Origin of the sequence: Bradyrhizobium genosp. SA-3 (genome assembly GCF_004212635.1) — a bacterium.
Classification (GTDB): Bacteria; Pseudomonadota; Alphaproteobacteria; order Rhizobiales; family Xanthobacteraceae; genus Bradyrhizobium.
On record NZ_PSRT01000061.1, the window covers coordinates 21658 to 35426 of the forward strand.

Here is a 13769-nt window from a genome sequence, read left to right on the forward strand (position 1 = left end):
GGCGTCAGCGAGAGGCGAACTGCTGCGCAATAAAGGCCGTGACAAATCGCGGCATGGTCGGCGTGAGATCATCCATCCCGCGCACGAGATGGATGGCCGACAGTTCGGGCTCGGCCTCGCGCGCCAGATTGGCCTCGATCCGGGCGCGGGCCACCTCGCCCGGCATATCCAGGTTGAGGACCTGAATCATCGCAATCGCACGGCCGGAGACGACGCAATGCCAGTCCGCCTCCGCTGCGTAGTCGTCGTCGGTCAAGCCGGTCTCCTCCGCGATCTCGCGGACGACGCTGCCGGGGATGTCGAGGGCACCAGCCCTGATGTCGTCGAGGTCGGGCGTTCCCGACGGGAAATAGATCCGGCCCGCATTGGCGGTGTGCTGCGCCATCTCGCCCATCACGAAGGCGCCGTCGGAGGTGCGCAGCGCGCCCATGCCAAAGCCGTTGAACACGGCCGGATCAGGAAAGCCCCAGTCGCGCCAGGCGAGGAAGCTGGCGAAATCGGTCTCGAAATAAGTCGCGGCGAGATGGCCGTCCGTGAACACGGCATCGCGCCCGAGCAGGACGCGACCGTTCCAAATCTTCGGCCGCTCGCGCTGCTTCTCGGCGAAATGCGCCGCGATCTCGGCGCGGCGCTCCTCGGCGAACGGCCACACGATCGGCCGCACCGCAAGATCAAGCGTCGCAACGCGATGAATGACCGGTGACGTCATGACGCCTGACTACTTCGCCTTCGCGTCAGCTATTTGGCATTCCCCGTCGTCTTCTTGGCCTGATCGACGAATTTGTTGGTGAAGGTCTTGCTGACGTCGATCTTGGCGTTCGCCACCTCGGGCGAACCGACGCTGAACACCGCAAGCACGGCCTCCGCGCCCTTCGGGTCCATCTTGCCGGTTTCGGAGAACATCGGGATCGTGTTCTTCAGCGCGGCGAGATAGAGATCCTTGTTCTTGCCGACCGCCTCCTCCGGCATCTTCGCCATGATCTCCTCGGGCGAGTGCGAGTGGATCCAGGTCAGCGTCGCCAGGATCGCATTGGTGAGCGCCTGCGTCTCCTTCGCGTGGCCGTTGACCCAGGCCGCCGTCGAGTATAGCGCGCCGCCCGGATATTCGCCGCCGAACGTCTCGAGCGTGTCCTTCTGGGTGCGGGTGTCCGAAAGGATGCGCAGATCCTTATGGCTGCCCTGGAGCACGGTGACGGAGGGATCGAGCATCACGGCCGCGTCGATCTGGCCCTGCTCCATAGCGGCGACCGCGGTGGCGCCGAGGCCGACGCCGATTACGGGGGTGCCGGCGGGATCGAGACCATTCTTCTTGAGCATGTATTTGAGGAAGAAGTCGGTGGAGGAGCCGGGGGCACTCACGCCGACCTTCTTGCCGGCAAGATCCTTCACCGACTTGATGTCGTTGGTCCGAGAGGGCGCAACCACCAGCACGAGGCCGGGATAGCGGTCATAGACCACGAAGGCCTGAAGCTCCTGCTTCTTGGCGGCGAGGTTGACGCAATGGTCGAAATAGCCGGAGACGACGTCGGCACTGCCGCCGAGCACGGCCTTGAGCGCGTCAGAGCCGCCCTTGAGGTCGACCAGTTCGACACTGACGCCGGCCTTCTCGTACTCACCGAGCTGCTTGGCCAGCACGGTGGGCAGATAGCACAGGCAAGAGCCGCCGCCGACCGCGATGGTGACCTTGCTTTGCGCCGCGGCAAGCGAGGTGGTGAGCGTCAGCGCGAGCAGCGCGCCGGCGAGCCTGGCAATCGTGTTCTTCATTGGTTTCCTCCGTTCGGCCGGCCGCACCATAGAGCAGCGGGGCTGGCTTGAGAAGCACCGCCTAAGTGGGCTGGCCATCGGCCTTTCGGCGCAATAGCATGCCCAAACAAGAACAATCTTGATGGGGAGGATCATCCATGAATCGCCTTGCTGCCGGGCTGTCGATCGCCGCCTTGCGGGAGAGGTCGGCGCGAAGCGCCGGGTGAGGGTTCTGTCCTCTTGAGGATTGTCCCGTCGCGGAGACACCCGCTCCCAGCCCTCCCCCGCAAGCGGGGGAGGGAGCAAACCTTCCATGAGGCTTGCAATCAAATCACTCTCATCGCGCCCTAGCCGCGACCGTCCGCCGCTGTCGGCCGCCACACCAAGAGACGGCGCTCCACCAGCGTCACCCCAAAGTCGATCAGGATGACGAAGGCCGACAGCACGAACATGCCGGCGAACACGCCGGCGACGTCGAAGATGCCTTCGGCCTGCTGAATGAGATAGCCGAGCCCAGCCGCCGATCCCAGATATTCGCCGACGACCGCGCCGACGACGGCGAAGCCGACCGAGGTGTGCAGGGAGGAGAACATCCAGGACAGCGCCGAGGGCCAATAGACGTGCTGCATCAATTGACGCTCGCTCATGCCGAGCATGCGGCCGTTGTCGAGCACGGTACGGCTGACTTCCTTCACGCCCTGATAGACGTTGAAGAACACGATGAAGAACACCAGCGTGACGCCGAGCGCGACCTTGGACCAGATGCCGAGGCCGAGCCACAGCGCGAAGATCGGCGCCAGCACGACGCGCGGCAGCGCGTTGACCATCTTGACGTAAGGGTCGAACACGGCTGCGACCAGCGGCTGGCGCGCAAACCAGAAGCCGACCAGCACGCCGCCGAGCGATCCGATCACGAACGCCAGGATCGATTCTGCCAGCGTGATGCCGAGATGCTTCCAGATCACGCCGGACGCGAACCACTTCACGATCTGACTGAACACGTCGAACGGGTTGGAGAAGAAGAACGGCGGCAGCAGGATCTTGCCGAACACGGGGACGGTCGACAGCACTTGCCACAGCACAATGCAGACGACCGCGACCAGGACTTGCAGCGCAAGCAGCGTCGGGCGCGACATCAGACCGCCTCCTTCGCGTGCGTGGACTGCTCGTAACCCTTCATCACCTCGTCCTTCAGCACGCTCCAGATCTCGCGATGCAGTGAGTGAAACTCCTTGTCGAGCCGCACCTCGAAGATGTCGCGCGGGCGCGGCAAGCTGACGCGCCAGTCGCCGATGATGCGCGAGGATGGCCCCGCCGACATGATCACGACGCGATCGGCCAGCGCGATCGCCTCTTCGAGGTCGTGGGTCACGAACAGCACCGCCTTGCGGTCGGCGTTCCAGAGGTCGAGCAGCAGGTTGCCCATGACCTGCCGCGTCTGCGCATCGAGCGGCCCGAACGGCTCGTCCATCAGCAGGATCTTTGGATCGCGGATCAGCACCTGTGCCAGCGCCACGCGCTTGCGCTGGCCGCCGGAGAGCATGTGCGGATAGCGGTTCGCGAAGGCGCCGAGGCCGACGGAGGTCAGCCATTTCTGCGCCCGCGGCAGCGCTTCGGAACGCGGCGTGCCCTTGATCTCGAGCCCGATCGCGACATTGTCGAGCGCGGTCTTCCACGGGAACAAGGCGTCGGCCTGGAACAGGTAGCCGGCATCCCGGTTCAGCCCTGCGAGCGGCTGGTCGAATATCCTGACGCTGCCGGCTGCGGGCTTGAGCAGCCCGGCGGCAACGTTGAGCAGCGTGGATTTCCCGCAGCCGGTCGGGCCGACAATGGCGACGAACTCGCCCTGCGCCACCGCGAGATGGGCTTTCTCAACCGCCGTATAGACCCGCCCGTCTCCGAGGCGGAACGCGACCTTGGCATCTTCCAGCGCCACTGCCGTGGGCGTCGTCATGTGCTTCCTCCAAACCTGGACCGATGCCTTAGCCGCTCGCGCGGCCAAGTTCAATCAAGGCGCCAAGCGTGCTACGCATGGGTTGCCGGGCGCTCTTACCCTCCCCTGGAGGGGGAGGGTCGCTGGGCATGTAGCGAAGCGAAATGCACAGCGGGGTGGGGTGACGGTCTTTCCACGTCCAACACTACCCGTGTTGAGAGATCACCCCACCCCGCCCGCGCTTCGCGCGAGCGACCCTCCCCCTCCAGGGGAGGGTAAAGAAGAATGAGCCGCGTCGGATGTCTCCCAAGCCAGCAATCAGCTACGTCCGCGTCACCAAGAAATTCGGCTCCCTCACAGCCGTCGACGATGTGTCGCTCGACATCGCCGAAGGCGAGTTTGTGGCCATCGTCGGCGGCTCGGGCTCCGGCAAGACCACCCTGCTGCGGCTCGCCAACCGGCTGATCGAGGCGGATGGCGGCACGATCACGGTCGAGGGCGAGGACGTGCAAAACGTCGATCCGGTCGCGCTGCGGCGGCGGATCGGCTACGTCTTCCAGGCCGGCGGGTTGTTTCCGCATTTGAGCGTTGCCGACAATATCGGGATCACGCCAAAGCTGCAGGGCGTGTCGGCTACGGATATCGCCGTGCGTATCGACGAACTGCTGGAGCTCGTGCAGCTCGACCGTGCCGCGCATCGCGACCGGCTGCCGGAAGAGCTCTCGGGTGGTCAGCGCCAGCGCGTCGGTGTGGCGCGGGCGCTCGCGGCAAAGCCCCGCATCATGCTGATGGACGAGCCGTTCGGCGCGCTCGATCCCCTCACCCGCGATGCGCTCGGCGAGGATTTTCGGGACCTGCACCGCAAGCTCGGACTGACCACCGTGATGATCACGCATGACATGACGGAGGCGATTTTGCTGGCCGACCGCATCGCGGTGATGCGCGCTGGAACGCTGCTCGCCCAGGGCACGCCGGCAGAGCTGTCGAAGAGCGGCGAGGCCTATGTGCTGGAGCTGTTGCGCACGCCCCGGCGCCAGGTCGAGCGATTGAACGCGCTGTTGCCGCAGGACGGTGGGGCATGAGCTTCTTCACCGACCCGCGCTGGGGCGAGGCGCTGTCGCATTTGCCCGACTATCTCGGCAACCATGTGCGGGTGAGCCTTGCCGCGCTCGCGCTCGGTCTCGCCGTCAGTCTGCCGCTGGCAATCCTGACGCGCAATCGCCCGGCGCCACGCGGCATGCTGCTCGCGTTCGCCAGCATCGTGCAGACCGTGCCTGGGCTGGCGCTGCTTGCGCTGTTCTATCCGCTGCTGCTGCTGGCGGCTTCCGTCACGCTCGCCTGGTTCGGCTTCACCTTTTCCGCCTTTGGCTTCCTGCCGGCGGTGCTGGCGCTCGCGCTCTATTCCATGCTGCCGGTGCTGCGCAATGGCATCACCGGTCTCAACGGCATCGATCCGGCGCTGCTCGAAGCCGCCAAGGGTGTCGGCATGACCGCACGGCAGTCGCTTCTCATGGTCGAACTCCCGCTGGCGCTGCCGGTGATGATGGCGGGCATCCGCACCGCCGCGGTGTGGGTGATCGGCACGGCGACGCTGTCGACGCCGATCGGGCAGACCAGCCTCGGCAACTACATCTTTGCCGGGCTTCAGACCCAGAACTGGGTGTTCGTGCTGTTCGGTTGCCTGGCCTCGGCCCTGCTCGCGCTTGCGGTCGATGAGTTGCTCGGCCTGATCGAGACCGGCCTGCGCCAACGCAGGCGCATGCGCGCCGGGCTCGGCGCGATCGGGATCGCCGCACTTGTCGCTGCCACGCTGGTGCCGACGCTGGGACGCTCGTCACAGAGCTACGTCGTCGGCGCCAAGACTTTCGCCGAGCAATATGTGCTGTCGGCTCTTCTGAGGGACCGCCTCCAGGCCGCCGGTCTTTCCGCGACCGCGCGATCCGGCCTCGGCTCCAGCGTGGTCTTCGAGGCGCTGAAGGCCGGCGACATCGATCTCTATGTCGACTATTCCGGTACGCTCTGGGCCAACCAGCTGCATCGCACCGACATTAAGCCGCGCGCAGAGTTGTTGGCAGAGCTGAAGACAGCCCTCGCGAAAGAGAACATCACCTTGCTCGGCGAGCTCGGATTCGAGAATGCCTATGCGTTGGTGATGCCGAGAGGGCGCGCCGAGGCGCTAGGCATCCGCAACATCGCCGATCTCGCCGCGCACACATCGACGATGTCGATCGCCGGCGACTACGAGTTCTTCTCGCGCCCCGAATGGGCCGCGCTGCAAAAGGCCTACGGCCTTTCCTTCCGCGCCCAACGCCAGATGCAGCCGGACTTCATGTATGCCGCGGTCGCCAGCGGCGAGGTCGATGTGATCGCCGGCTACACCAGCGACGGCCTGATCGCGAAATACGATCTCGTCGCGCTCGACGATCCCAGGCACGCGATCCCGCCCTACGACGCGATCCTGCTGTTCGCGCCGAAGCGAGCCGGTGACGAGCGATTGCAGGCTGCGCTCAAACCGCTTCTCAGCAGGATCGACATCGCCACGATGCGCGAAGCGAACTTGCGCGCCAGCGGCAACGACGCGAATTCGTCGCCCGATGCGGTGGCGAAGTGGCTGTGGGAGAAGGTGGGCGGGCGGTAGGACCGGATTTCGTAGGGTGGGCAAAGGCGCGTAAGCGCCGTGCCCACCGTCTTTGGACACGCGCGACAAGATGGTGGGCACGCTTCGCTTTGCCCACCCTACGATCTGGGGCTGGCGCAGCGATCAGCACTACAGCCCCTTGATCATCCCCGCTTCGATCAGCAGCCGGTTCAGCCGCCGCGCCTCGGCGCCATGCTTGCAGCTGTAGAAGATGCCCTTGCAGCGGAGCATGATCTCCTTCTGCTCGGCGAAGGACGGATCGAGCGGGATGCCGGCGGCCTCCTGGATCACCAGCGGCAGATACGGGCCGTCGATCGTGTCCATCACGGCGTCGCTTCTGACCGGCTCGAAATTGACGGCGTCGATCGCATAATAGGTTGCGTAGAGACGCGGATCGTAAGCGTCGAGCTTCTTGCCGAGAGCGCCCTCGTCGAGCCCGGGCTCGAGCAGGTTCGGCGCGAATTCCGGCTGGTGATCGCCGTAGCGCACGATCAGGAAAGGTTCGCCAGGAAAATTCTTCTTCAGGCCGGCGACGAAAGTCCTGTACTGCTCGGCGCTCATCGCCTGGCGGCGCAGATATTCGTCGATCGACGGCACGTTGCCGGGCGCGCGCCAGTTCGGCATCAGGTCAGGACGGAAGCGCGTCTCCCAGGGGAAATGATTGGCGCCGAGATAGATGAAGGTGAACAGCGGCTTGTTCGGCGGCTGTTGCCCCATCAGCTGGAGCGCCTTGTCGTAGAAGAAGGAGTCCGGTTCGACGTCCTTGGCGCCGAGATCCTTCGAGTCGAGGAAGCGTTCGATGCCGGTCGTCATCTGGAAGCTGCGCGCGCCCATGAAGCCGCCATGGGCGGGATAGAGCGACATTGTGTCGTAGCCGCAACGGCGCAGCGCCAATGGCAAGCCGCGCTCGACGCGGTTCGAGGCGATGCGCGTCACGAAATAGGCGAAGCGGCCGAACGAACGCGAGGAGAGCCCCGCAAGCACGTTGTATTCGGTGAACCAGCTCGGCCCGCCATTGCTCTCGGCCAGGAACGTGCGCTGCTTGCCGTCCCAGGACTTGAAGTGGTCGCCATAGCGCGGCGGCACCTTGATGCCCTGCGCGGCGCGAATGTCGAAGCTCGATTCATCGTGGATCATGATGATGTTGGGCCGGCGGCCCGCAGGGTGGCACTCATCGACCAGCGGCACGTTGAGCCGCTCGTTGGTCGCGGCGGCGGATTCCATGAAACCGTACTGCACGAAGTCGGCGACCGCGGTGACGCCGGAGCGGAAGAATTTCGAGAGATAGCCGTCGTCGTAATAGCCGCGCCAGGCTTCGTCCGGATGATAGAGCGAATAGCCCACCAACGCGGCAAGGCAGGCGAGCTTGCAGGCGAGCGCCGGCAGACGGCGGATGCGGAACGGATCGAGCCACCACAGCGCATACATCAGCGGCAGCGTGACGAGGCCGGCCAGGATCACCGACCAGCGCAAATTTGGGAAGATCGTGAACAGGAACGCGACGGTGTCGCGGTCGATCATCATCAGGTCGATGAAGTTGACCGTCATCTGCACGACGTCGTGCTTGAGCCGGGACAGCAACACCAGCACGACGACCATGGTCAGCGACAGCGCGCCCGATAGCGCCGGCCGCCGCAGCAGCGTGATCCAGAAGAAATTGAGGATGCCCCAGGCCAGCGCGAAGGAGAGGCGCGAGCCGAAATCGGTCTCGGTCTCGTACATCAGCGCGATCGCTGCGAAATGTGGCGCTGTGACCGCGAGCAGCCGCCAGATGCCGAGCGCGGCGACGCTCGCCAGCACGGCGGTGGTGGCAGAAGGACCTGGATTGGGCGCGGACGCCATCGACGACACGCAACTTCTGGTCCGGCGCGGTGATGCGAGGCCGTCTGGCCGGCCTCGAGACGGCTAGCGGCGCCCGGCGCAGCCGGAAGCCTGCGCCGTGTCATAAAACTGTAATGGAACAGCCACGGTCAGGCAACGCGTCCGGCGATTCGACTTTCGCTTATTGTTAGCGGGAGACGTGGGCCGCAAGCCCGGCAAGCCGCTGCTCGCAACGTCAGGGCTTGGCGATAGGATGGACGGCCAAGACGAGCTGAACGTCGGTCACCCCTGCGGCAGCAGCCCGAGGCGCTTGGCGATGATGCGGTCCAGCGTCCGTTTCGGCAGCAGGGCGCCGATCAGATGGCGGAGCGGGTCCGGCGTGATCTGGTAGCGCACCTTTGGTCTTGCCGCCGTCAGCGCCTCGAACACCACTTCGGCGATACGCTCGGCGGGCAGGCCCTTGGCGCCGATGTCCATCATGAACGCCATCGCCTTGTTCAGCGCCGGCAGATAGGGCGAGTTCTGGTAGACGGAGAGGTCGATCTCTTCGGCCTTGCTCCAGATCGGCGTCTTCACCGCGCCGGGGGCGACGATGATGACGTCGATACCGAACAGCATCAGCTCGCGGCGCAGGCTCTCCGACAGGCCCTCGATGGCGTGCTTGGAGGTGCTGTAAGGTGCCGACAGCGGATTGCCGTTCTTGCCGGCGACCGAGCTGATCATCACGATCCGGCCCTTCGGCCCCTTCAGCGCGGGGTCTGCACCGAGCAGCGGCCCGAACGCCTGCGTCGCGATGACCGGGCCGATGACGTTGACATCCATCTGGCGGCGGAAATCGTCGGCCGACAATTCGAGCACGGGGCCGGCGACCGCGATGCCTGCATTGTTGACGAGCCCCGCCAGCGTCTCGCCGCCCAGCGCCTCGCGAACTTTTCGCGCAGCAGCGAGGACTGCTGCCTCGTCGGTGACGTCGAACAACAACGGCGTGAAATTGGTGCCGAACTCACTCTTGAGCCGGTCGGCGTCGGCCTGCTTGCGGACACTGCCGAACACGCGATAGCCACGCCCGATCAGAAATTTCGCAACGGCCCAGCCAATGCCGGTGGATGCGCCGGTGACGACGACAGATCGCATGGTTCCCTCCCCTCGAGTTCCCGCAATCATATGCAGGAGGAAGGTGCTGGGGCGCAATGCCGCCCAGCTGGCAAGTCCGCGCAGCAGGTGTCAGTTCTTAAGATGAATCGGCGCGCGAACGTTGCGACATAAAGTCGAAGGCGCGTTAAAAAGGCGGATGAAGAGCCGAATCCTTGGCTCTGACGACGCAGCGCTTTTGACGATCAGGAAGTTCTAAGAAGCCTTGAAAAACGACGCGAGACCAAGAATGTGGTTTAAGCGTCAGTTCTTGGCGATCGAGCAGCGCGTCAACTCGCGAAGAATTTGAATGAAGCAACTATGCTTCCCGCGAGAAGAAAAGAGCGAGACCGCTGTCTGCGATTGCTCGACCCTAATCGCGAAGGTTTAAGATTTGGTGTGACGAGCGAAGCTTGTGTTCGCTCGTGTCCCGGACAAGCGAAGCGGAGCCCAGAGCCGGGACCACCCAGAGGCCGCATTGGACCCCGGATCAGCAGCGCATCACCAGAGTGCTGCGCTGCGTCCGGGGCACGACGGCTTAGTTCTTCGACTTATCGACAAGCGCGCCCTTCTTGATCCAGGGCATCATGTCGCGCAGCTTCGCGCCGACTTCCTCGATCGGGTGTGCCGCGAGCTTGGCGCGGGTCGCCTTGAACGAAGTCTGGTTGACCTTGTTCTCGAGCATCCAGTCGCGCGCGAACTTGCCGCCCTGGATGTCGGCGAGAACCTTCCGCATCTCCTTCTTGGTCTCGTCGGTGATGATGCGCGGACCGGTGACATACTCGCCGTATTCGGCGGTGTTGGAGATGGAGTAGTTCATGTTGGCGATGCCGCCTTCATAGATCAGGTCGACGATCAGCTTCACTTCGTGCAGGCACTCGAAATAGGCCATCTCCGGGGCGTAGCCGGCTTCGACCAGGGTCTCGTAGCCGCCCTTGATCAACTCGACCAGACCGCCGCAGAGCACCACCTGCTCGCCGAACAGGTCGGTCTCGCACTCTTCCTTGAAGGTGGTCTCGATGATGCCGGCACGGCCGCCGCCGATGGCGGACGCATAGGACAGGCCGAGGTCATGGGCATTGCCCGAGACATCCTTCGCGATCGCGATCAGGCAGGGCACGCCGCCGCCGCGCTGATACTCCGAGCGCACGGTGTGGCCGGGGCCCTTCGGCGCGATCATCAGCACGTCGAGGTCGGCGCGCGGGTCGAGCAGGTTGAAGTGGACGTTGAGGCCGTGCGCGAATACGAGGGCGGCGCCCTTCTTCATGTTGTCGTGCAGGTGCTCGCGGTAGATATCGCCCTGGAGCTCGTCCGGGGTCAGCATCATGACGAGGTCGGCCCATTTGGCGGCTTCGGCGACTTCCATCACCTTGAAGCCGGCGTTCTCCGCCTTCTTCGCCGAGGCAGAGCCTTTGCGCAGCGCAATCGCCACCTCCTTGACGCCGGAGTCCTTCAGGTTGAGCGCATGGGCGTGGCCCTGGCTGCCATAGCCGACGATGGCGACCTTCTTGCCCTTGATCAGGTTCAGGTCGGCGTCGCGATCGTAATAAACACGCATAGTTCGTTTCCTCGTTCGGGGCCGGAATCGGCCGATGGTCAGGTCTTTCGAAGGTGAATTGACGGATTTCGGGGGCTGTCTAGAGCATTTTAGGGCCCCTGGGAAACCCGTTTCTGCATGGAAATCTGCGGCATCATGCATCCATGAAGACGGGATAGAGGGAAGCGAGCAGCAGCACCGCCATAAGGATATTGAAGGCGCGGACCAGCCGCTCTGAGGTCAGGACCGGCCGCAATGCGGAGCCGAACAGAGCCCAGACCATGGTCGAGACCGTGCCGACGAGCAGGCTGATCAGGGTCTGGATTGCGATGTTGAGCGGGAATTGGGCGATCGCCGCGTAGGCGGTAATGGTGCCGATCACGATCACCCAGCCTTTGGCGTTGATCCATTGGAACATCGCCGCGCCCCAGAAGGTCATTGGGCCGCGGCCGCCCCCCTCGCCCGGCTTGGTCGGACCGGACATGGCGATCGCGGCGGCGAGATAGATCAGGTAGGCCGCACCGGCATATTTCAGGATGGTCTGGAGGATCGGATAGGCCAGGAACACGGTGCCGAGCCCGAGGCCGACCGCGGCCACCATGAAGGCAAAGCCGATGACGATCCCGACGATGTGGGGGATGGTGCGCCGGAAGCCGTAGGTCAGGCCGGAGGACAGCAGCATGATGTTGTTCGGCCCGGGCGTGAAGTACATCACGACCATGAAGATGAGAAAGGCATAGAACAGCGATTGGGACATGCTCACCTCACGCGACTTTGGGCAGCGGCTCTTCAGGCAACGCCTTGGGCCGCTTCGCCAGCACCATCACCGCGATACCGCCGATTACGGTCAGCATGCCGGCGAGCCTTAGGGGTCCGAACCGCTCGCCGAACACGACGCTTGAGGCCGCCGATCCCACGAACGGCACCAGCAGCGCGAACGGCACCACCTGGGCGGCTGGATAGTCGCGCAGCAGCCGACCCCACAGCCAATAGGCGATGCTCGTCGAGACACCGCCGAGCGCCAACATGCAGAGAGCCGACGTCAGCGATATGTGGGTCAGCGTCGACGCCGGGCCGTTGGCGATAAGCGCCAGCGCGAACAGCGGTATCGCCGAGGCGAGACACAACCACGCGAACAGGTCGAACATGGGCACGCCGCGGGCGCCACGCAGCAAGAGATTGCCGACGGCAAAGCTGACTGGCGAGATCATCAGCACCGCAAACGCAGCAGCGCTGAAATCATATCCGACAGTGCCGCAGATCATCAGAAGACCGATCGCAGCAATGCCGATGCCGAGCGCCTGCATCGGCGTCGGCCGCTCCCCGAATGCGAGCGCGGCAAAGCCGATGGTGAACAGCGCCTGGCTCTGCACGACGACACTGGTCAGCCCCACCGGCACGCCATGGGCGATGCCATAGGCCTGGGACAGGAACTGGCCGAGAAACAGCGTGAAGCTGATCGCGATCAGGAGCGGCCAGGCAACCTTCGGCTTGCGAATGAACAGACACGGCACGGCAGCAATGGCGAAGCGTAGCGCCGTCATCAACTCCGGCGACAGTTCGTCGAGGGCGATCCGGCTCGCCACGAAGGCAAGCCCCCAGATGATCGCCACCACGATGGCGATGAGGATGTCGGCCGGCTTCATTGTTGTTCCCGGTTCTGCACTGTCGTGCAGCCCTGTTACTTTTTCTGTCTAGCCTTGCTCGCCGGCTTTCGGTTTCCGCAGCAGATAAGTGCCGTGCATGGGGGCGTGATAATCGGCCGAGACCAGCGTGAAGCCGACGTCGGTCAGCATCCGCTCCATCACCCAGCCGAAGGTGGAATATTCGTCGCGCATGTGCGTGACGACGCCTTCGCGCGAAAAGTCGTGGTTTTTGATCTGGAAGTCCGCCCATTGCTCGACATCGCGCTCGATCGCATCTGGCATCGAAGCGTAGACGATATCGCGCAGGTAGAAGCTCGCGCCCGGCTTCAGCGCGCGATAGATCCGCAATATCGCCACCGCCTTCCAGAAGTCCGGCAGATGATGCAGCGTGAACTCGCTGACGATCAAATCGTAGGATTCCGGCCGGTAGGAGAAGCTCAGCAGGCCCGCCGACTGGGTGCGGACCGGCGCCTTGCGGTCACGTGCATAGATTTCGGCGAGCGCCAGCATCGCGGGCGAGATGTCGATGGCATCGACCTCGGCGCCCATCAGCGCCGCTTCGGTAGCGAGCACGCCGTTGCCGCAGCCGATATCGGCGATGCGCCAGCCGCGCTGGACTCCGAGCATTTTCAGCGCGGCGCGCGCCCGCAGATCGGCATCGTCATGGCTGTCATAGATCGACGCCACCGCGGGCTCGATCCCCATCCGGTTCCGCTCGTTATAGTACCAGTCGCGCGCCAGCATGGTTCACATTCCTTCAGGCCCGCGGCCAATCGCGGCAACGCCGGTGCGCGACACCTCGACGAGGCCGAGCGGACGCATCAGGTCGATATATTGGTTGATCTTGTCCGTATTGCCTGTGATCTCGAACACGAAGCTCTCGGTGGTGGCATCGATCACGCGGGCGCGGAACGCATCCGCCAGCCTGAGCGCCTCGACGCGGTGCTCGCCCTGCCCGCGCACCTTCACCATGGCGAGCTCGCGCTCGATCGAGCGCTTGGTCTGAGTCATGTCGACGACGCGATAGACCGGGATCATGCGATCGAGCTGGTGCTTGATCTGCTCGATCACCATCGGCGTGCCGGTGGTGACGATGGTGATGCGCGACAGATGCTTCTGGGCCTCGGTCTCCGAGACCGTGAGGCTTTCGATGTTGTAGCCGCGGCCCGAGAACAGGCCGATGACGCGCGCGAGCACGCCCGGCTCGTTCTGCACGAGCACCGCGAGCGTGTGCGTCTCGTTGGGATCGTGGCGGTCCTCGATGAAGTAGGCAGATGCCGGCTGGTTCATTGTCGTCCCCTCAAATGTCTCTCGTCACGC

Annotated in this window: 13 protein-coding genes; 2 read left to right on the plus strand and 11 right to left on the minus strand. The window is 64.3% G+C overall.

Features of this window, described 5'->3' with window-relative positions; all coding sequences use genetic code 11:
* Positions 1 to 4: 4 nt before the first annotated feature.
* From CWO91_RS21825 to CWO91_RS21840, 4 genes are all read right to left on the minus strand, one after another.
* Positions 5 to 709, minus strand: a complete 705-nt coding sequence (locus CWO91_RS21825; RefSeq protein WP_130216152.1) for an NUDIX hydrolase — start codon at positions 707 to 709, stop codon at positions 5 to 7.
* 29 nt (positions 710 to 738) lie between these two features.
* The gene (locus CWO91_RS21830) at positions 739 to 1764 is read right to left on the minus strand and encodes an ABC transporter substrate-binding protein (protein WP_165405618.1); all 1026 of its coding nucleotides are present in this window, start codon (positions 1762 to 1764) and stop codon (positions 739 to 741) included.
* A gap of 326 nt (positions 1765 to 2090) precedes the next feature.
* Complete coding sequence (locus tag CWO91_RS21835; protein ID WP_130216155.1) at positions 2091 to 2879, minus strand: ABC transporter permease; 789 nt, start codon at positions 2877 to 2879, stop codon at positions 2091 to 2093.
* Positions 2879 to 3697, minus strand: a complete 819-nt coding sequence (locus CWO91_RS21840) for an ABC transporter ATP-binding protein (protein WP_130216156.1) — start codon at positions 3695 to 3697, stop codon at positions 2879 to 2881. Before CWO91_RS21840 ends, CWO91_RS21835 begins: the two co-directional genes overlap by 1 nt.
* A 278-nt stretch (positions 3698 to 3975) precedes the next feature.
* Here CWO91_RS21840 and CWO91_RS21845 point away from each other — a divergent pair, with 278 nt between their 5' ends.
* The gene (locus CWO91_RS21845; protein WP_130216158.1) at positions 3976 to 4758 is read left to right on the plus strand and encodes an ATP-binding cassette domain-containing protein; all 783 of its coding nucleotides are present in this window, start codon (positions 3976 to 3978) and stop codon (positions 4756 to 4758) included.
* A complete protein-coding gene (locus tag CWO91_RS21850) occupies positions 4755 to 6314 on the plus strand; it encodes a glycine betaine ABC transporter substrate-binding protein (RefSeq protein WP_130216160.1) in 1560 nt (519 codons plus the stop codon). The genes CWO91_RS21845 and CWO91_RS21850 overlap by 4 nt, the downstream gene beginning before the upstream one ends.
* Before the next feature lie 129 nt (positions 6315 to 6443).
* Here CWO91_RS21850 and CWO91_RS21855 read toward each other — a convergent pair whose 3' ends face one another.
* From CWO91_RS21855 to ilvN, 7 genes are all read right to left on the minus strand, one after another.
* Positions 6444 to 8156, minus strand: coding sequence for a sulfatase-like hydrolase/transferase (locus CWO91_RS21855; RefSeq protein WP_130216162.1), 1713 nt, complete (start codon positions 8154 to 8156; stop codon positions 6444 to 6446).
* A gap of 261 nt (positions 8157 to 8417) precedes the next feature.
* Positions 8418 to 9269 carry an SDR family oxidoreductase gene (locus tag CWO91_RS21860; RefSeq protein WP_130216164.1) on the minus strand — a complete coding sequence of 284 codons (852 nt, stop codon included), beginning with the start codon at positions 9267 to 9269 and terminating at the stop codon, positions 8418 to 8420.
* Positions 9270 to 9804: 535 nt separating this feature from the next.
* On the minus strand, positions 9805 to 10824 hold the full coding sequence (gene ilvC / locus CWO91_RS21865; RefSeq protein WP_035700280.1) for a ketol-acid reductoisomerase: 1020 nt from the start codon (positions 10822 to 10824) through the stop codon (positions 9805 to 9807).
* 133 nt (positions 10825 to 10957) lie between these two features.
* Positions 10958 to 11560 (minus strand): LysE family translocator, encoded by a 603-nt coding sequence (locus CWO91_RS21870; protein WP_165405619.1) that lies wholly within the window; start codon positions 11558 to 11560, stop codon positions 10958 to 10960.
* A gap of 7 nt (positions 11561 to 11567) precedes the next feature.
* Complete coding sequence (locus CWO91_RS21875) at positions 11568 to 12449, minus strand: EamA family transporter (protein WP_130216168.1); 882 nt, start codon at positions 12447 to 12449, stop codon at positions 11568 to 11570.
* 48 nt (positions 12450 to 12497) lie between these two features.
* A complete protein-coding gene (locus CWO91_RS21880) occupies positions 12498 to 13193 on the minus strand; it encodes a class I SAM-dependent methyltransferase (RefSeq protein ID WP_130216170.1) in 696 nt (231 codons plus the stop codon).
* 3 nt (positions 13194 to 13196) lie between these two features.
* A complete protein-coding gene (gene ilvN, locus CWO91_RS21885; protein WP_130216172.1) occupies positions 13197 to 13739 on the minus strand; it encodes an acetolactate synthase small subunit in 543 nt (180 codons plus the stop codon).
* Positions 13740 to 13769: the final 30 nt, after the last annotated feature.